General features: G+C 44.6%; 20 protein-coding genes. All 20 read left to right on the forward strand.

Translation table 11 applies throughout. From position 1 onward, the window contains the following. Position 1: 1 nt before the first annotated feature. The 20 genes from fliL (at position 2) to CEF20_RS05920 (ending at position 16,926) form a co-directional block, all read left to right on the forward strand. Positions 2–454 carry a flagellar basal body-associated protein FliL gene (gene fliL / locus CEF20_RS05825; RefSeq protein ID WP_100330918.1) on the forward strand — a complete coding sequence of 151 codons (453 nt, stop codon included), beginning with the start codon at positions 2–4 and terminating at the stop codon, positions 452–454. Positions 455–486: 32 nt separating this feature from the next. After that, the gene (gene fliM, locus CEF20_RS05830) at positions 487–1,488 is read left to right on the forward strand and encodes a flagellar motor switch protein FliM (RefSeq protein WP_100330919.1); all 1,002 of its coding nucleotides are present in this window, start codon (positions 487–489) and stop codon (positions 1,486–1,488) included. Then, positions 1,481–2,653, forward strand: a complete 1,173-nt coding sequence (gene fliY, locus CEF20_RS05835) for a flagellar motor switch phosphatase FliY (protein ID WP_100332011.1) — start codon at positions 1,481–1,483, stop codon at positions 2,651–2,653. Before fliM ends, fliY begins: the two co-directional genes overlap by 8 nt. Positions 2,654–2,675: 22 nt before the next feature. Next, complete coding sequence (locus CEF20_RS05840) at positions 2,676–3,038, forward strand: response regulator (protein WP_100330920.1); 363 nt, start codon at positions 2,676–2,678, stop codon at positions 3,036–3,038. A 58-nt stretch (positions 3,039–3,096) separates the two neighbouring features. After that, positions 3,097–3,729 carry a flagellar biosynthetic protein FliO gene (locus CEF20_RS05845; protein WP_232713382.1) on the forward strand — a complete coding sequence of 211 codons (633 nt, stop codon included), beginning with the start codon at positions 3,097–3,099 and terminating at the stop codon, positions 3,727–3,729. After that, positions 3,722–4,387, forward strand: a complete 666-nt coding sequence (fliP, locus tag CEF20_RS05850) for a flagellar type III secretion system pore protein FliP (protein ID WP_100330922.1) — start codon at positions 3,722–3,724, stop codon at positions 4,385–4,387. The genes CEF20_RS05845 and fliP overlap by 8 nt, the downstream gene beginning before the upstream one ends. Before the next feature lie 13 nt (positions 4,388–4,400). Beyond that, positions 4,401–4,670, forward strand: a complete 270-nt coding sequence (gene fliQ / locus CEF20_RS05855) for a flagellar biosynthesis protein FliQ (RefSeq protein WP_100330923.1) — start codon at positions 4,401–4,403, stop codon at positions 4,668–4,670. Between the two features lie 4 nt (positions 4,671–4,674). Continuing rightward, on the forward strand, positions 4,675–5,451 hold the full coding sequence (gene fliR / locus CEF20_RS05860) for a flagellar biosynthetic protein FliR (protein ID WP_100330924.1): 777 nt from the start codon (positions 4,675–4,677) through the stop codon (positions 5,449–5,451). 2 nt (positions 5,452–5,453) lie between these two features. Continuing rightward, entirely contained in the window at positions 5,454–6,536 is a 1,083-nt protein-coding gene (flhB, locus tag CEF20_RS05865) for a flagellar biosynthesis protein FlhB (protein WP_100330925.1), read from the forward strand. 24 nt (positions 6,537–6,560) lie between these two features. Next, positions 6,561–8,597: a flagellar biosynthesis protein FlhA gene (gene flhA, locus CEF20_RS05870; protein WP_100330926.1), complete on the forward strand. Its 2,037-nt coding sequence runs from the start codon at positions 6,561–6,563 to the stop codon at positions 8,595–8,597. After that, positions 8,594–9,703, forward strand: coding sequence for a flagellar biosynthesis GTPase FlhF (flhF, locus tag CEF20_RS05875; protein ID WP_100330927.1), 1,110 nt, complete (start codon positions 8,594–8,596; stop codon positions 9,701–9,703). Before flhA ends, flhF begins: the two co-directional genes overlap by 4 nt. After that, a complete protein-coding gene (locus tag CEF20_RS05880; RefSeq protein WP_100330928.1) occupies positions 9,700–10,572 on the forward strand; it encodes a MinD/ParA family protein in 873 nt (290 codons plus the stop codon). The genes flhF and CEF20_RS05880 overlap by 4 nt, the downstream gene beginning before the upstream one ends. A gap of 1 nt (position 10,573) precedes the next feature. Next, on the forward strand, positions 10,574–11,674 hold the full coding sequence (locus tag CEF20_RS05885) for a protein-glutamate methylesterase/protein-glutamine glutaminase (RefSeq protein ID WP_100330929.1): 1,101 nt from the start codon (positions 10,574–10,576) through the stop codon (positions 11,672–11,674). Between the two features lie 7 nt (positions 11,675–11,681). After that, on the forward strand, positions 11,682–13,721 hold the full coding sequence (locus tag CEF20_RS05890) for a chemotaxis protein CheA (RefSeq protein ID WP_100330930.1): 2,040 nt from the start codon (positions 11,682–11,684) through the stop codon (positions 13,719–13,721). A gap of 21 nt (positions 13,722–13,742) precedes the next feature. Continuing rightward, positions 13,743–14,180 (forward strand): chemotaxis protein CheW, encoded by a 438-nt coding sequence (locus tag CEF20_RS05895; RefSeq protein WP_100330931.1) that lies wholly within the window; start codon positions 13,743–13,745, stop codon positions 14,178–14,180. Between the two features lie 11 nt (positions 14,181–14,191). Next, positions 14,192–14,833, forward strand: a complete 642-nt coding sequence (locus tag CEF20_RS05900) for a chemotaxis protein CheC (protein ID WP_100330932.1) — start codon at positions 14,192–14,194, stop codon at positions 14,831–14,833. Further along, positions 14,826–15,323, forward strand: a complete 498-nt coding sequence (locus CEF20_RS05905; protein WP_100330933.1) for a chemotaxis protein CheD — start codon at positions 14,826–14,828, stop codon at positions 15,321–15,323. The genes CEF20_RS05900 and CEF20_RS05905 overlap by 8 nt, the downstream gene beginning before the upstream one ends. After that, the gene (locus CEF20_RS05910) at positions 15,323–15,676 is read left to right on the forward strand and encodes a hypothetical protein (RefSeq protein ID WP_100330934.1); all 354 of its coding nucleotides are present in this window, start codon (positions 15,323–15,325) and stop codon (positions 15,674–15,676) included. Before CEF20_RS05905 ends, CEF20_RS05910 begins: the two co-directional genes overlap by 1 nt. 159 nt (positions 15,677–15,835) lie before the next feature. After that, positions 15,836–16,603 carry a FliA/WhiG family RNA polymerase sigma factor gene (locus tag CEF20_RS05915; RefSeq protein ID WP_100330935.1) on the forward strand — a complete coding sequence of 256 codons (768 nt, stop codon included), beginning with the start codon at positions 15,836–15,838 and terminating at the stop codon, positions 16,601–16,603. A gap of 20 nt (positions 16,604–16,623) precedes the next feature. Next, positions 16,624–16,926, forward strand: coding sequence for a hypothetical protein (locus CEF20_RS05920; RefSeq protein WP_100330936.1), 303 nt, complete (start codon positions 16,624–16,626; stop codon positions 16,924–16,926). Positions 16,927–16,932: the final 6 nt, after the last annotated feature.

Below are 16,932 nucleotides of genomic sequence, written 5' to 3' on the forward strand. Positions count from 1 at the left end.
GATGGAAACTGAAACGCAGGAAGTAAAAGGAAAAAATAAACTGCTCACCATCATGCTCGTTCTATTAACAGTAATTTTATTAGTAGGCACAGTTGCCATTATCATTATTTTAAAAACAACAGGAGAAGGCACTGCAAAGGAACCAACAATTGATGAAGTCATTGAATCGTCAGTGGATATTCCTGAGATGACGACAAACTTGGCTTCAGACGACTATATCCGTATTTCATTTAAAATTCAAACGGACAGCCAAGAAGCTATGGAAGAAATGACCAAGCGTGATTTTCAGGCGAAAAATATTATTATTCAGCAGCTGTCAGAAATGAAGGCTGAGGAGTTAAAAGGAAAAGAAGGAAAAGAGCGCTTGACCAGTCAATTGAAATCAGAATTAAATGATATTATGCAGGATGGAAAGGTTCTTGAAGTGTATATCACCTCTTATATCATCCAATAACGAATGCCATTTTATTTGACGGAGGTGAGCACATGGCGGGAGATATATTATCTCAAAATGAAATTGATGCCCTGTTGTCGGCTTTATCAACAGGGGAGATGGATGCAGATGAGTTAAAGAAAGAAGAAGAAGAGAAAAAAGTAAAAGTATATGATTTTAAAAGAGCGCTGCGCTTCTCAAAAGATCAGATTAGAAGTTTAACGAGGATGCATGATAACTTTGCTCGCGTTCTGACGACGTTTTTCTCGGCTCAGCTGCGCACTTATGTACAAATCTCGGTCGTTTCGGCGGACCAAATTCCATATGAGGAATTTATTCGTTCGATTCCCAACCGGACCATTTTGAATGTGTTTGAAGTGCCGCCGCTTGAAGGCCGGATATTAATGGAAGTAAATCCGAACATCGCTTATGCGATGCTTGATCGCTTGTTAGGCGGTCGAGGCACAAGCGTCAACAAGGTTGAAAATTTAACCGAGATCGAAACGAAGATTATGTCGAATATGTTTGAAAGATCATTTGACAATTATCGTGAGGCTTGGTCGAATATTGTTGACATCGATCCGATGCTAGCGGATTTTGAAGTAAATCCGCAATTTTTGCAGATGGTGTCACCGAATGAAACGGTCGTTGTGATATCATTAAACACAACGATTGGCGAAACAACGGGAATGATCAATATCTGCATTCCTCACGTTGTACTGGAGCCGATTATTCCAAAGCTTTCTGTGCATTACTGGATGCAAACGTCCGATAAAAAGGACAGAGCACCCGGGGAAATGGAACAGCTGCAAAAGCGCGTAAAGAAAGCGGATGTGTCTGTTGTGGCTGAACTGGGGAACTCCTCCATTACGATCGAAGAATTCCTGACACTTGACCAGGGTGATGTACTTGAATTAAACAGGCGGATTGATGATCCGTTAACGGTCAAGGTGGGAAATATTCCGAAATTCACAGCCCAGCCAGGCAAATTAAATAAAAAGATTGCTGTGCAAATATTGGATACTATAAAGGGGGGAGAAGACGATGATGAGTGATGATATGCTATCGCAAGAGGAAATTGATGCTTTATTGAAAGGATCGGGAGAAGACGGCAATTCGAATGAGAAAGGAGCCAATGTGGAGGACTATTTGGATTCTTTTGAACAAGATACGCTAGGCGAAATTGGGAATATTTCATTCGGCAGCTCCGCCACAGCCCTCTCCAGCTTGCTGAACCAAAAAGTGGACATCACCACACCGGCTGTTTCCATTATTGAAAAAAGTAGGTTGAAGGATGAGTTTCCTCATCCCTATGTAGCGATTGAAGTAAAATATACGGAGGGTTTTTCAGGCGTCAATTTATTAGTCATTAAACAAACAGATGCCGCGATTATCGCTGATTTAATGCTTGGAGGAGATGGAACCGACCCGAATCCGGAACTGGGGGACATCCAGCTGAGCGCTGTACAGGAAGCGATGAATCAAATGATGGGCTCCGCCGCTACATCGATGTCGACCATCTTTAGCAAGCGAGTGGACATCTCACCGCCATCTATTGCCTTGATGGATTTAAAGGTTGGCGAAGGAGGGGAAAACATTCCGGAACAGGATTTGCTCGCCAAAATATCGTTTCGCTTAACGATTGGAGATTTAATTGATTCGAACATTATGCAGCTTATCCCAATTACATTCGCTAAAAGCTTGGTCAATGAACTTGTGAATCCGCCATCCAACGAACCAGCGGAGCAACAGCCTTCGCCGCAAGCGGATCCAGTTCAGCCTCAGCAACAGGCGCCGTCTCAGCTTGCAGCTGAGCCTAACGAGCAGCCGAACGAAGCTGCCGCGCAAGGAGGGAGTCAGACAATGCCTCAGCAACATGAAAGCCAAAGGCAATCACCGGTAAATGTGCAAACTGCGACATTTACCAATTTTGAACCGTCTCAGCTTCAAAAGCATGAAGCGCGCAATTTAAACATGCTATTGGATATTCCATTGCAAGTAACAGTAGAGCTTGGAAGAACGACTCGAACGGTGAAAGACGTTCTTGATTTAACTTCGGGTTCCATAATTGAATTGGATAAATTGGCTGGAGAGCCGGTAGATATTTTAGTTAACAGACGATTAATCGCCAAGGGCGAAGTGGTGGTTATCGAAGAAAACTTTGGCGTTCGGATTACCGATATACTGAGTCAAAGCGAGCGTTTATTAAATTTAAATTAATATTTCTTTAGGGGGAAACACAATGGGTAATCGCATTTTAGTTGTGGATGATGCTGCGTTTATGCGCATGATGATTAAAGATATTTTAACGAAGAATGGCTTTGAAGTAGTTGGAGAAGCTGCTGACGGTGCCCAAGCTGTTGAAAAATATAATGAATTAAAGCCGGACTTAGTCACGATGGATATCACCATGCCTGAAAAAGACGGCATTACCGCTTTAAAGGAAATTAAAGCGGAAGATCCCAACGCTAAAATCATCATGTGTTCGGCAATGGGGCAGCAGGCTATGGTGATTGACGCCATTCAAGCTGGAGCAAAGGATTTTATTGTGAAACCATTCCAAGCTGACCGTGTTATTGAAGCGATTTCAAAAACACTAGCTTAAGTAGGTGTTACCTTTGATTAAACATTTTTTTAAGCCTTTCGCTTTTATAATATTCATTATGGCTCTGTTCACAGGCAATCACTCTGTTGCCTGGGCAGAGCCATTTAACAATAATGTTAAGGAGTGCATGAAGCAGCCGGATAAATGCGGAGAGGAAACAGCTGAGAAACAGCAAGACAATCAAGGAAAAGAGGCTGGGAGGGATCAAGCAGTCGGCATCTCCTTTTGGGATGTGGCCAAAATGATCGGAGCTCTCATCTTTGTTATCGCCCTGATTTATTTCTTATTGCGCTTTATTAATCAGAAAAGCCGGTCGTACCAGCAGACAAAACTGATTCAGCATATCGGAGGCACACCGCTTGGAGGCAACCGTTCCGTTCAAATTGTTAAAGTCGGCAGCCGTTTGCTCGTCCTTGGAGTCGGAGAGGAAGTCAAGCTGCTGAAAGAAATTGACGACCAAAAGGAGCACGAGCGAATTCTTGCTCAGTATAACGAGCAAATGGACCAAATGATTCAGCCGAAAGACATCATGACGAAGTGGTTTAATAAAAGGAAAGAACAATCGCAAGAAACGGCTGAAGACCAAGCGGGATTCAAGCAAGTGCTTGAAAACAGGCTCAGTGATATGAAAAAAGAGCGTCAGCAAACAATCAGTAAATTGAAACGCAAGGAGAATCAGCAAGATGAATGAGTTTATGGAGTTTTTTAACAGCAGTTCGCCTGATCAAGTATCGACGTCTGTCAAGCTGTTTCTTCTGCTTACAGTTTTATCACTGGCGCCAAGCATTTTGATTTTAATGACCTGTTTCACCCGGATTGTGATCGTGCTGTCTTTTGTCAGGTCAGCATTGGCCACCCAGCAGACGCCTCCTACGCAAGTGTTAATCGGTCTGGCGCTTTTCTTAACGTTCTTTATCATGGCCCCTGTATTTCAGGAAGTGAATAATGAAGCGCTGACTCCGCTTTTCAATGAAGAAATCAATTTGGAAGAAGCGTATGATAGGGCGAGCTTACCGCTAAAAGAATTTATGAGTGAACATACGCGGCAGAAGGATTTGCAGCTGTTTTTAGATTATGCGGATGCCAAGCAGCCCAAATCAATTGAAGATATTCCATTAACTTCGTTAGTTCCGGCGTTTGCTTTAAGCGAGATTAAAACCGCTTTTCAAATCGGGTTTATGATCTTTATTCCTTTTCTCGTCATTGACATGGTCGTTGCGAGTGTTCTCATGTCTATGGGGATGATGATGCTGCCGCCGGTTATGATTTCCTTGCCGTTTAAAATTCTGCTCTTTGTTCTAGTAGACGGATGGTATTTAGTGATTCAATCTTTGCTGCAAAGCTTTTAAGTAGGTGGAAACAATGAGTTCAGAAATGGTGATATCCTTAGCGGAAAAAGGAGTATACACAACCATTATTATTTGCGGGCCATTGCTCGTATTGGCTCTTGTCGTAGGTCTCGCAGTCAGCATTTTTCAGGCAACGACGCAAATTCAAGAGCAGACGCTTGCCTTTATACCGAAGATTGTCGCTGTGCTGGTTGGTTTGATTTTCTTTGGGCCGTGGATGCTTAGCCGGATGCTTTCTTATACTCTGGATATTTTTACAAATTTAACGAGATTTGTAGGTTGATGGTATGGAAGCTTTATTGCCCAAAATATCGGTTCTATTATTAATGATTGTCAGGGTGAGTGCATTTTTTGTTACAATGCCCCTGTTTTCTTATCGAACAATTCCAGCTATGCACCGGATTTGCTTTTCGGTCGTGCTGGCTTGGATGATGTATTACGCCATTGATGCTCCGTCGCTGCAAGTCAATGGACAGTATTTTATGCTGATTATCAAAGAAGCGCTTGTCGGGTTAATGATTGGCCTCGTTGCTTATATCATCCTGTCAGCGATCCAAATCGCCGGCGGCTTCATTGATTTTCAAATGGGGTTTGCCATCGCCAACGTCATTGATCCGCAAACCGGCGTGCAAAGTCCGCTCGTTGGCCAATATTTATATATGTTTTCCCTGCTTTTGCTGCTTGCTTTAAACGGTCACCATTTAATGTTGGACGGAATTTTTTACAGTTATCAACTGATTCCGCTCGAGCAGACAAGCATTCCGTTTGGAGACGGCCGGATGGCGGAATATATCAGCCGGATGTTTAATTCCATGTTTATCATCGCCTTTCAGATGGCGATGCCGGTAGTGGCGGTGCTGTTCTTAGTGGACGTTGCTCTGGGAATTGTGGCGCGGACTGTACCGCAGTTAAATATCTTTGTCGTTGGTTTTCCGGTTAAGATCGGCGTAGCCTTCATCGTGCTGCTTGTTGTCATGGGAGTTATGTTAGCTGTTGTTCAGCAGCTGTTTGAAATGATGCTTTATACGATGCGGGATGTCATGAAGCTGATGGGGGGAGCTTAATCTTGCGCAATAGTCAATTGAATCTTCAGTTTTTTGCCGGAGAAAAGACGGAAAAGGCTACCCCAAAAAAGCGTCAAGATTCGCGAAAGAAGGGGCAAGTTGCGAAAAGTCAGGATATCAATACAGCAATCAGCTTTTTCGCTGTATTCGGTTTCTTATTTATCGCAGCGTCCTTTATGGGAAAACGCATCATTCAGCTGTTCCATCATTCATTGGAAGATTATCTGCTCATGCCGGTGACAGAGGCGAATTTAAAGCTGATTGTCATGGAAATCATGGAGCAGCTCATGTATATTCTCGGCCCCGTGATGCTCGTTGCTTTATTAGCGGGGTTGGCAGCCAATTATCTTCAGGTTGGCTTTCTGTTGACGGGCGAGCCGCTGAAGCCCAAGCTGGAGAAGATCGACCCAATCAAAGGATTTAAACGGATTTTCTCCATGAGGGCGCTTGTGGAACTGCTGAAATCCATCATGAAAATCTCCTTTATAGGAGCGGTCACTTTTCTTGTGCTCTGGTCAAATATTGAGAAGGTGCTGAAGCTTTCCTTTAAATCAATAGCGGACTCGCTGCAAACAGTGGGCATCTTAACCCTGCAAATGGGGCTAGCGGCTTCAGCCGTCCTGCTTTTTCTGGCGGTTTTGGATTATCTTTATCAAAAATACGATTTTGAAAAGAGCATTCGCATGTCTAAGCAGGATGTAAAGGATGAGTATAAAAACATGGAAGGGGACCCGATGATTAAGTCGCGGATCAAGCAGCGCCAGCGGGAAATGGCTATGCGCCGGATGATGCAGGAGGTGCCTGAGGCAGATGTCGTCATTACGAATCCGACTCATTTTGCCATTGCCTTAAAGTACGATGAAGAGAAATTAGATGCTCCTTATGTGGTTGCCAAAGGGGTTGATTATATGGCGCAAAAGATTAAGTATATCGCCGGGGAGAATGACGTGACAATGGTAGAAAACCGGCCGCTTGCCCGCGCTCTATATGATCAAGCAGAGATCGGGGATCCGATTCCAGAAGAATTCTTTAAAGCAGTTGCTGAAATTTTAGCATATGTATACCGGGTAAAAAATAAATTGTAAGTTTTGGTGTTAGGAGAGAGAAATATGAAGGCAAGAGATATCTCCGTGTTATTAAGTGTCATTCTGATCGTGGCTATGCTGATTATTCCGCTGCCTTCCTGGCTGCTGAGTGTATTAATTATTATTAATATTTCTCTTGCGCTATTAGTCTTGCTTATTTCGATGAATATGCGAGAAGCGCTGGAATTTTCTATTTTCCCTTCCCTTTTATTGCTGCTGACATTATTTCGTTTAGGACTAAATGTGTCGACAACGCGTTCCATTTTAACTAAGGGTGAAGCAGGCGGCGTTGTCGAGACGTTTGGAACATTTGTCGTTGGTGGCAATGTCGTTGTCGGAATGGTCGTATTTTTAATATTGATTATTATTCAGTTTATCGTCATTACGAAAGGTTCTGAGCGTGTGTCGGAAGTGGCGGCTCGCTTTACGCTTGACGCCATGCCGGGCAAACAGATGAGCATTGACGCTGATCTGAACGCAGGAATCATTTCCGAGCAAGAGGCGAAGGAACGCCGTGAAAAAGTCAGCCGAGAATCAGATTTTTACGGGGCAATGGATGGAGCCACGAAGTTTGTAAAAGGGGATGCCATTGCTGGAATTATCATTGTAATCATCAACTTGATATTTGGGATCATCATTGGAGCTGCGCAGCAGGGGCTGCCTCTTGCCGAAGCGGCAACAAGATATTCACTGCTAACCGTGGGGGACGGAATCGTCTCTCAAGTGCCGGCGCTGCTGATTTCCACGGCTACCGGTATCGTAGTGACGAGAGCGGCCAGTAACGGGAACTTGGGAGAAGATATCATGTCCCAATTGCTGGCGTATCCTTCCATGCTGTATGTGGCAGCCGGAACCATTCTGCTGCTCGGCATCGCAACACCCATCAATGATTTATTAACAATTCCGATTGCCGGAGCTTTGGCAGCCGGCGCATGGATGCTCAAGCGCGTACCGCCAAAAGATGAGGCCGACCTGATCGAAGCGGAGGAAGAGATCGAAACGGAAGAATTAAAGAGCCCTGAAAGCGTCGTGAATTTGTTAAATATTGATCCGATTGAATTTGAGTTTGGCTATGGTCTCATACCTTTGGCCGATGCCAATCAGGGAGGGGACTTATTGGATCGGGTCGTTATGATCCGGCGGCAGTTGGCCGTGGAGCTGGGCTTAGTCATTCCCGTCGTCCGCATTCGCGATAATATTCAGCTGCAGCCAAACGAATACCAAATTAAGGTTAAAGGAAATGTGATGGCTTCCGGGAATTTGCTTTTAGATCATTACTTGGCAATGAGTCCAAGTGAAGAAGAAGATTCCATAAACGGAATTGACACGATTGAACCTTCTTTTGGCTTACCGGCAAAGTGGATCACCGAAGAAACGAAAGAACAGGCGGAAATTTTAGGCTATACCGTGGTCGATCCGCCAAGTGTAGTATCCACCCATTTAACAGAAGTCATAAAGGCCAATGCCCATGAACTGCTGGGCAGACAAGAAACACAGCAGCTTATTGATCATCTGAAAGAGTCCTACCCGATTTTAGTGGAAGAAGTGACACCTAATCCTTTATCCGTTGGGGAAGTGCAAAAAGTATTGGCCAAGCTATTAAAAGAAAATGTGTCGATTCGAAATTTGCCGATCATTTTTGAGACATTAGCCGATTACGGAAAGATGACCTCCGATACCGACTTGTTAACAGAATATGTTCGCCAAGCCCTTTCAAGGCAAATTACGAGACAATATAGTGAAAATGATCAGACATTAAAGGTTATTACGTTATCGGGAGGAATTGAAAAGCTGATTGCTGACAGCGTGCAGCAAACAGAACATGGCAATTTCCTTTCCATCGATCCGACAGACTCCCAAAGAATTTTAGAGTCGATTGCTTCTCAAGTAGAACAGGTGGCCTTTATGCAGCAAACACCGGTGATTTTATGTTCGCCTGCCATACGGATGTATATGAAACAGCTTACGGAAAGATACTTTCCTCAGCTGCCCATTCTTTCCTATAATGAACTTGAACCAAGTGTGGAAGTGCAGAGTGTTGGGGTGGTGAATATAGATTGAAGGTAAAAAAGTATAAGGCATCTTCCATGCCAGAAGCAATGAAAAAAATCAAATCAGAACTCGGAGCGCACGCTGTTATTTTGCAATCGAAAACGGTGTATTCGGGCGGGATTTTTGGCTTATTTAAAAAAAAGGGGATTGAGGTTGTGGCCGCCGTGGATCCTGACCGTGAGAAAAAGGCGCAGGAGCCAGTGCGCCCTGCTCCTGCGGAAAAGTTTTCCCCGTCAGATGCAGAGAAGCTTGCGGAGGAAATTAAAGAACTAAAGCAATGGATGAAAAAGCAGGCCCATGCGGAACCTCTTTCTCTTCATCATTTTCCGGAAGAGCTCAGCCGTCCGCTGATACATCTGCAGCAGCAAGAAGTTGCGGAGGAGTTCATTGCGGAATTGAAGGATGTTCTTATAAGCAAATGGAAGCAAGAAAACGGACAAGTCAATCCAGAGACGGCGTTCGAATGGAGCCGTGAATGGCTCTTGCAAAAAATTAGTCCAATCCAGCAGAAGAAGGCTCCTTTCATTAGTAAGTACATTCATATCGTAGGGCCAACCGGTGTGGGCAAGACGACGACCATTGCCAAAATGGCGGCCAACAGCGTCCTTGAAAAAAAGAAAAAAGTCGCCTTTATTACAACAGATACTTATCGTATTGCAGCGATTGACCAATTGAAAACCTACGCGGATCTTTTAAAAGTCCCCGTTGCGGTGGTTTATAAGCAGGAAGAATTCAAAGAGGCGATTGAGCGCTTCTCTTCCTACGACATCGTGTATATTGACACAGCAGGGCGCAATTACCGCGATGCCCGTTACGTAAAAGAATTAAAAAATATGATGCTCTTTACAGGAGATATGACCAGCTGCTTGGTGATGTCATTAACATCGAAAGAAAAAGATTTAAAAGAGATTATTGAGAAATTCTCCCTTATTCCGATCGATCAGTTTATTTTTACGAAAATTGACGAGACGGCATCCTATGGAACGATTATGAACTTAATATGCCAATATCGAAAAGGAGTGGCTTTTTTGACAAATGGGCAGGATGTTCCAGATGACTTAATTGTGCCGGATGCAGAGCAAATAGTTCATCTCCTTTTGGGTGAACGATCATGAGTTATGATCAGGCGGAAGGGCTGCGTCAAAAGCTCCATCAATTAAGAGGAGACACAGCCAAAACCATTGCGGTCGTCAGTGGAAAAGGCGGCGTTGGAAAATCAAACATTTCCATGAATTTTGCCCTGGATTTAACACGTCATGGGAAAAAAGTGCTAATATTTGATATGGATATTGGTATGGGCAATCTCCATGTTCTTACTGGCCAAACGGCTGATGGCACGATCGTTGATTTCTTTGAAAAAAACACGCCGCTGGAAGAACTGATCGTGACAGGTCCGGAAGGTGTCGCTTATATTTTGGGAAGCTCCGGGCTTGGCCGCTTAATGGAATGGAATGAGCATCGCTTTGAGAGATGGATCTCTTCCATAGAGAGATTGCAGCACCACTATGATTATTTGTTATTTGATATGGGAGCTGGAGCAACAAAAGAAACGCTGGATATCGCTATGGCGGCGGAGGATGTGTTTGTGATTACAACCCCTGAGCCGACTTCGGTAACGGATGCTTACTCAATGATCAAATATATGCATTTGCATGGCGGCAATGAACACTTTTATCTAATAGGCAATCGAGTGGAAACAAAGGAAGAGGGGCTGGATACGTTAAGCAGGCTGCAGAGAGCGGTGAGCCGTTTTTTGCAAATAGAGACGGAATTGCTGGGCGTTTTGCCTGAAGATCACACCGTCAGGAAAGCAGTTACGAACCAAGTGCCATTCTTGCTTTCTTTTCCATATGCACCGGTTTCTATTGCTCTTCAAAAGGCTGCCCGAAAGTACATGACAGGCTCTTTTGGCGAACCAGCTACGCAGGAGCCTGAAGGATTTATCCGAAAGCTTCGTCATTTTTTCTTGAAAGGCAGGGGCTGATATGAGAGGGAAAAAAGTATTAGTGGTCGATGATTCGGCTTTTATGAGAAAGTTGATTACAGATTTTTTATCAGCACATCCAGAATTGGACGTCGTGGCCACTGCTCGCAACGGAAAAGATGCGATTATTAAAGTCGAGAAATATCAGCCGGATGTCATGACAATGGATGTGGAAATGCCTGAAATGGATGGCTTGGATGCTTTAAGTCATATAATGAAGCATACGCCTACACCAGTTGTCATGCTCTCAAGCTTGACGAAAGAAGGGGCAGAGACGACGCTAATGGCGATGGAGAGAGGTGCGGTTGACTTTATTGCCAAGCCTTCAGGCACCATTTCATTGGATTTGGAACGAATTAAGGATGAATTAATCGAAAAAGTTCTGGCTGCCAGCGAGGCAAATATTCGGCCGATCGCGGAGCCTGCTGCTCCTCAGCCTTCTAATTTAGTTATAGAAAGAGAGAATAAGTCGCTTCGCCACCCGCCGAAGCTTAGCCTTAAGAATCGCGAAGGCCAGAGGGACAAGCCACTGGTTGTGATTGGCACTTCAACGGGAGGACCGAGAGCCCTCCAAAGAGTATTGACAAAACTGCCTGCTGATTTAGGCGCTCCTGTGCTAATCGTTCAGCATATGCCAGCAGGCTTCACTAAATCGCTGGCACAAAGGCTGGACTCCCTTTCTGCAATAACGGTAAAAGAAGCGCAAGACGGGGAGGTTATCAGGAAGAATACAGCCTACATTGCACCGGGCAATTACCATTTGAAAGTTAAAAAAGCGGGGGAGTCATTAGCGGTACATTTAGATCAGTCCCCGCCGGTGAACGGGCATCGTCCATCAGTAGACGCGCTATTTGAATCCGTCAGCGCAGTAGATGGCTTTATGAAAATTGCTGTTATTATGACCGGAATGGGCGCTGACGGGGCAGAGGGACTGATGAAGATGAAAGAGCTAGGGAAGGTGCGGGCGATTGCAGAATCTAAAGATTCATGTGTCGTATATGGGATGCCAAGAGCGGCCATCGCAACGCATCTAGTGGATGATGTTGTCGCTGTTAATCAAATCGCAGCAACAATTGAAAAGTATTTACCTCAGAAAGGGTGAGCGGCCTGTGGAAGTGAATCAATATTTAGAAATATTCATTGACGAAAGCAAGGAACATTTGCAAGCAGTAAATGAGAATCTATTAGAATTAGAGAAAAACCCGGATGATATGGCGATTGTAAATGAAATCTTTCGATCTGCTCATACATTGAAGGGCATGTCTGCTACGATGGGCTATGAAGATTTAGCCAATTTAACACACAAGATGGAAAATGTGCTAGATGCGATTCGCAATCATAAAATCCATGTTACTCCTGAAATCTTGGATGTCGTCTTTGGGTCAATAGATGATTTGGAAGCGATGGTCAACGACATCGCGGCTGGCGGCGATGGAAAGCGCGATGTGACAGATATAGTGAGTAAGTTATTGAGTATCGAAAACGGAGAGAGCATTTCTGCAGCTGCGGAAACCGCCTCTGCGCAAGATGTGGCTGAGGCGCCGTCTTCGGCTGGATTAACGTACGATGAATTTGAACGCACCGTGATTCAGCAATCGGCGGAGCAGGGTTTCTCTTGCTATGAAGTCGCCGTTGAACTAAGAAGTGACTGTGTTCTTAAAGCGGCCCGGGTGTTCATGGTTTTTGAAGTTCTGGAAAAATGCGGAGAAGTAGTCAAGTCTTCCCCTCCCACAGAAAAGCTGGAAGAAGAGCAATTTGATGAGATGTTTACTGTGACGCTGATCACGAAAGACGCCATGAACGAAATTGAGAGCAAAGTGAAAAAAGTTTCTGAAGTGGTCACTGTGACGGTGAGTGAAGTTGTCTTAGAACCGCTTAAAGTAACAGCCGTTTCAGAAACGGAAGAGAAAAAGCCGGTCCCTGCCTCAGCCGAGGCGAAAGCCCCTGATGCAGCGAAGGACAAGAAGAAGGAAAGAAAATCCACCAAGCAAAAAGCGGTCACTAATAAGACCATTCGTGTCAATATTGAACGTCTGGATATCTTAATGAATCTGTTTGAAGAGCTAGTGATCGACAGAGGAAGACTGGAGCAAATTTCTGGAGAGCTTAATCACCCCGAACTAAATGAAACCGTCGAACGCATGTCCCGTACGTCGGGTGATTTGCAAAACATTATTCTTAATATGCGGATGGTGCCGGTAGAAACGGTATTCAATCGTTTCCCGCGGATGGTTCGTCAGCTGGCGCGCGATTTAAACAAACAGGTCAATCTGGAAATCATCGGTGCTGAAACGGAGCTGGACCGTACAGTCATCGACGAAATCGGCGATCCGCTCGTGCATTTAATCCGCAACGCGATTGATCACGGGGTTGAAATGCCGGAGGAAAGAAAAGCAAAAGGCAAACCGGAAGAAGGAACGGTGAAGCTCAAAGCCTTCCATAGCGGCAACCATGTTTTCATAGAAATTGAAGATGATGGCGCTGGCATTAATAAAGAAAAAGTGCTGAGCAAAGCTTTAGAGAAAGGGGTCGTCACAGAGGAGCAGGCGGCTTCGCTGACAGACAAACAAATTTATGAACTGATCATGGCCTCCGGCTTTTCAACTGCTGATCAGGTATCCGATATTTCAGGCCGGGGAGTGGGCTTGGATGTAGTAAAAACAACTATCGAGTCGCTGGGAGGATCCATTAGCATCGACGCTGTAGAAGGAGAGGGATCGATCTTCTCTGTTCAATTGCCGCTGACATTATCGATTATCTCCGTCATGCTTGTCGAAGTGGAGAAAGAGAAATACGCTATTCCGCTGTCATCGATTATTGAAACAGCGATTGTCAAGAAGGAAGATGTATTGAACGCTCATTCACAGCAAGTGATTGATTTCCGGGGGAAAGTTGTACCGCTCGTTTTCTTGGAAGAAATCTTTGATGTGCCGGCAGTCAGTGAATCGGATGAATACTATTCCATCGTCATTGTGCGAAAAGGAGACAGAATGGCAGGGCTTGTGGTGGATTCCTTTATTGGCCAGCAGGAAGTAGTATTGAAATCACTGGGCAATTATTTGACGAATGTATTCGCTATCTCTGGTGCTACCATTTTAGGAGACGGACAGGTAGCTTTAATTATTGACTGCAATGCCTTGATAAAATAATTGGTAGAAGGAAGGATCAATATGACTGAAACAGTAGCTCCGTCTGCAATCAAAGTAATCGCATTTCAATTATTAGATAAGGAATATGCGTTTCCTGTTCATCAAGTCAAATCAATTGAGAAATTAATGCATATTACGCGCGTGCCCGGAACAGTTCCTTTTATTAAGGGAGTGATTAATCTGCGGGGAGTCGTTATGCCTGTCATTGACTTGAGAAAAAGATTCAATCTCCCGAGCGAAGAATATAGTGAAAGCACTAGAATTATTATCGCCTCTCTCGAAGATATGGAAATTGGTCTTGTCGTTGACAGTGCCAATGATGTCTTAGACATACCGAGCGAGATTATTGAACCTCAGCCGGATGTGGTCGGTTCAGTAGAAACGGATTACATTACTGGAGTGGCTAAGCTTGATAAAAGATTGTTAATTCTATTAAGTTTAGAAAAAGTATTTAAATAGAGGCAGAAAAGATGAACTATATTGAACAAATTGAACATTTTCATTTGGATGTCTTAAAAGAAATCGGAAACATCGGAGCCGGTCACGCCGCAACAGCTCTGTCCACGCTGTTAAATAGAAAGATCGATATGATGGTTCCCAGTGTGCGCATTGCCGCATTTAACGACATGATGGAGATGGCCGGCGGAGCCGACCAAGAAATTGTGAGCGTCAGTTTGCGGATTGAAGGGGATATTACGGGAAACATGTTTTTTACCTTGTCTTTTGAGCAAGCGGAGCTTTTTATCCAAAAGATGACCGGTGACCGCGAATTTTCTTTCCAGCGTCCTGATGACAAGCATCTGGGCTTTTCCGCCATGCAGGAGCTCGGCAATATCTTATCCGGTTCATATTTATCCGCACTTGGGGATTTCACCAAACTGCAGCTTTATCCATCTGTGCCGGAGCTCGCGATCGATATGTTTGGGGCTATCATTAGCTACGGGCTGGTGGAAGCCTCCCGGTACGGAGACTACGCCATCGTGATTGATACGGTGCTCGAGGATGCGGAAGCAACAGAGAGAGAAGAAGTAAAGGGCCATTTCTTTTTGCTTCCTGACCCGCAGTCTTTTCCCCCGCTCTTTCGCGCATTAGGGGTCGAGTTAAATGAATAGCGTCGCGCCAATTGTAAAAGTAGGGATCGCTGATTTAAATATCGTTCGTTCTCCCGGATCGATACGCACATCCGGGCTGGGCTCCTGCGTCGGCGTCGTCATTTATGACGAGCGGCTATCCTTGGGGGGAATGGTGCACGTCATGCTTCCGGATTCTGCGCTCGCCAAAACAGAAAATATCAACAAAGCAAAATTCGCTGATACCGGGATTGAAGAATTACTGAGGCTCTTAAAAAAGGAAGGTGCGCAGTCATTCAGACTGAAGGCAAAAATTGCTGGCGGTGCTCAAATGTTTAAATTCAGTCCTCAAAGCGATGCCATGAGAATCGGTCCAAGAAATGTCGAAGCTGTAAAGGAAAAGCTGCGAAAGGAACATATTCAAATCGTCGCTGAAGATGTCGGAGGAAACAGCGGCCGGACGATCGAATTTTATCCGGACACGTGCCAACTGCATATTCGGACGGTGAATAAAGGAGTTTGTGAGATTTAATGAGAGGGTCAATTTTCTGGAATATTTGGAGTTTGATTGCCGGTTTCACTCTTTATTTTTTGCTTTCTTTCACAAAAGGGGAGCCCCTGCCGGTGATTGCAGGGTCCTTTGCTGCTGGTGCCGTCTTTTTTATACTGACATTTATCGTGCGGTGGATGCTGCATGTGGCATTTCCGCCTGGAAGCTACGCGGATATGACAGAATATGAGGAGCAATCTTCTGATCAGAATAAGAAGGAAGAGATGCCGGCAGCTTCTGCGAATTCAGATGGGGAAGTGAATCCTTCAGAGAAAAAAACGGAGATTAACAGTGAAAAAACAGCGGCTGTCATTCGCAACATGATGAATGAGTAAAGGTCGCCCTGAAGTGAAAAACGGTTAGAAAAAGAAGAAGCGCTTGTCTAATCACGATCCCTTTCTTTAAAATGCGAAACAGAAAAGATCAGCCGCCTGATGATAAGGTTAGATACAATAAACTTCTCTACGAGTTCAATCCGAGGAGGAGAGATGAGCATGGCTAAAGCCAACGTGAATGAAGAACAACGATTATGGGCCGCGTGGAAAGGTAATCAAGATGCGCATGCAGGAAATTTGCTCGTAGAACGGTACATGCCCCTTGTTTCCTTTCATTCACAGCGGATATCAGCCAATTTGCCGAAGAGCGTCAATAAAGAAGATATCAAGAGCTTAGGATTGATGGGTCTGTTAGATGCATTGCGAAAATTCGATCCTTCCAGGGATTTGAAATTCGACACGTATGCATCCTTCCGCATCCGCGGAGCGATTCTTGACGGTCTTCGTAAAGAGGACTGGCTGCCTCGAGGAACGAGAGAAAAAACGAAAAGAATTGAAGCTAAAATAGAAGAAATGGAACAAAAGCTCTTGCGCCAAGTTTCAGCTGCTGAAGTTGCAGAGCAGCTTGGAATGTCAGAAGCTGAGGTTCATCAAGCGATGACCGAGCATTTATTCTCCCATGTGCTATCCATGGATGAGCAAATTCAAGATCATGATGAAGCGGATGGCAAAGGCTTTGTCCTGAAGGATGAAAAGACGAAAACGCCCGAGGAAGAGCTTGTCAAGGGAGAGCTAATTGAAGAATTGACGGAGGAAATTACGAAGCTCACGTCGAAAGAGCAGATGGTGCTGAGTTTGTTTTACCATGAAGAACTGACCCTTACAGAAATCGGCGAAGTCATGAACCTTTCCACTTCTAGAATTTCGCAAATTCATTCTAAAGCGATATTTAAACTGAAAAACCAGCTCCGTAAATTAAACCATTAACAGATGGGTGGGGAAATAAAGTGGGCTTAGAATCGATTGACATGCAGCTGGCTCTCTCAAGGAGCGTGGAAGCGGGAAAAACCAGCCAGCAGCATCAGCAGCATGGCCAGCTGATGCAGGAATATGCTGGTGTTCAAGCGGAAAAAGAGCGCGAGAAAAAGCGCAAAACGGTGGTTGAAAAAGAAGAAGCGGCAAAGGCGAGCTTGACGGGTGAAGAGGGAGAAAGCGGGCAGCCGCTTCATCAGAACGGAAGAAAGAAAAAAGCAGAAGAAGCTCATGCAAACCATCCTTACAAAGGACAACAAATTGATGTTAGAGGATAATGATTT

It is taken from the genome of Bacillus xiapuensis (assembly GCF_002797355.1).
GTDB classification, from domain to species: domain Bacteria; phylum Bacillota; class Bacilli; order Bacillales; family Domibacillaceae; genus Bacillus_CE; species Bacillus_CE xiapuensis.

Excerpts from the sequence above, each read along its gene's own strand:
- fliL (WP_100330918.1), top strand. The coding sequence starts at position 2 with ATGGAAACTGAAACGCAGGAAGTAAAAGGAAAAAATAAACTGCTCACC.
- fliM (WP_100330919.1), top strand. The coding sequence starts at position 487 with ATGGCGGGAGATATATTATCTCAAAATGAAATTGATGCCCTGTTGTCG.
- fliY (WP_100332011.1), top strand. The coding sequence starts at position 1,481 with ATGAGTGATGATATGCTATCGCAAGAGGAAATTGATGCTTTATTGAAA.
- CEF20_RS05840 (WP_100330920.1), top strand. The coding sequence starts at position 2,676 with ATGGGTAATCGCATTTTAGTTGTGGATGATGCTGCGTTTATGCGCATG.
- CEF20_RS05845 (WP_232713382.1), top strand. The coding sequence starts at position 3,097 with ATGGCTCTGTTCACAGGCAATCACTCTGTTGCCTGGGCAGAGCCATTT.
- fliP (WP_100330922.1), top strand. The coding sequence starts at position 3,722 with ATGAATGAGTTTATGGAGTTTTTTAACAGCAGTTCGCCTGATCAAGTA.
- fliQ (WP_100330923.1), top strand. The coding sequence starts at position 4,401 with ATGAGTTCAGAAATGGTGATATCCTTAGCGGAAAAAGGAGTATACACA.
- fliR (WP_100330924.1), top strand. The coding sequence starts at position 4,675 with ATGGAAGCTTTATTGCCCAAAATATCGGTTCTATTATTAATGATTGTC.
- flhA (WP_100330926.1), top strand. The coding sequence starts at position 6,561 with ATGAAGGCAAGAGATATCTCCGTGTTATTAAGTGTCATTCTGATCGTG.
- CEF20_RS05880 (WP_100330928.1), top strand. The coding sequence starts at position 9,700 with ATGAGTTATGATCAGGCGGAAGGGCTGCGTCAAAAGCTCCATCAATTA.
- CEF20_RS05885 (WP_100330929.1), top strand. The coding sequence starts at position 10,574 with ATGAGAGGGAAAAAAGTATTAGTGGTCGATGATTCGGCTTTTATGAGA.
- CEF20_RS05895 (WP_100330931.1), top strand. The coding sequence starts at position 13,743 with ATGACTGAAACAGTAGCTCCGTCTGCAATCAAAGTAATCGCATTTCAA.
- CEF20_RS05900 (WP_100330932.1), top strand. The coding sequence starts at position 14,192 with ATGAACTATATTGAACAAATTGAACATTTTCATTTGGATGTCTTAAAA.
- CEF20_RS05905 (WP_100330933.1), top strand. The coding sequence starts at position 14,826 with ATGAATAGCGTCGCGCCAATTGTAAAAGTAGGGATCGCTGATTTAAAT.
- CEF20_RS05910 (WP_100330934.1), top strand. The coding sequence starts at position 15,323 with ATGAGAGGGTCAATTTTCTGGAATATTTGGAGTTTGATTGCCGGTTTC.
- CEF20_RS05915 (WP_100330935.1), top strand. The coding sequence starts at position 15,836 with ATGGCTAAAGCCAACGTGAATGAAGAACAACGATTATGGGCCGCGTGG.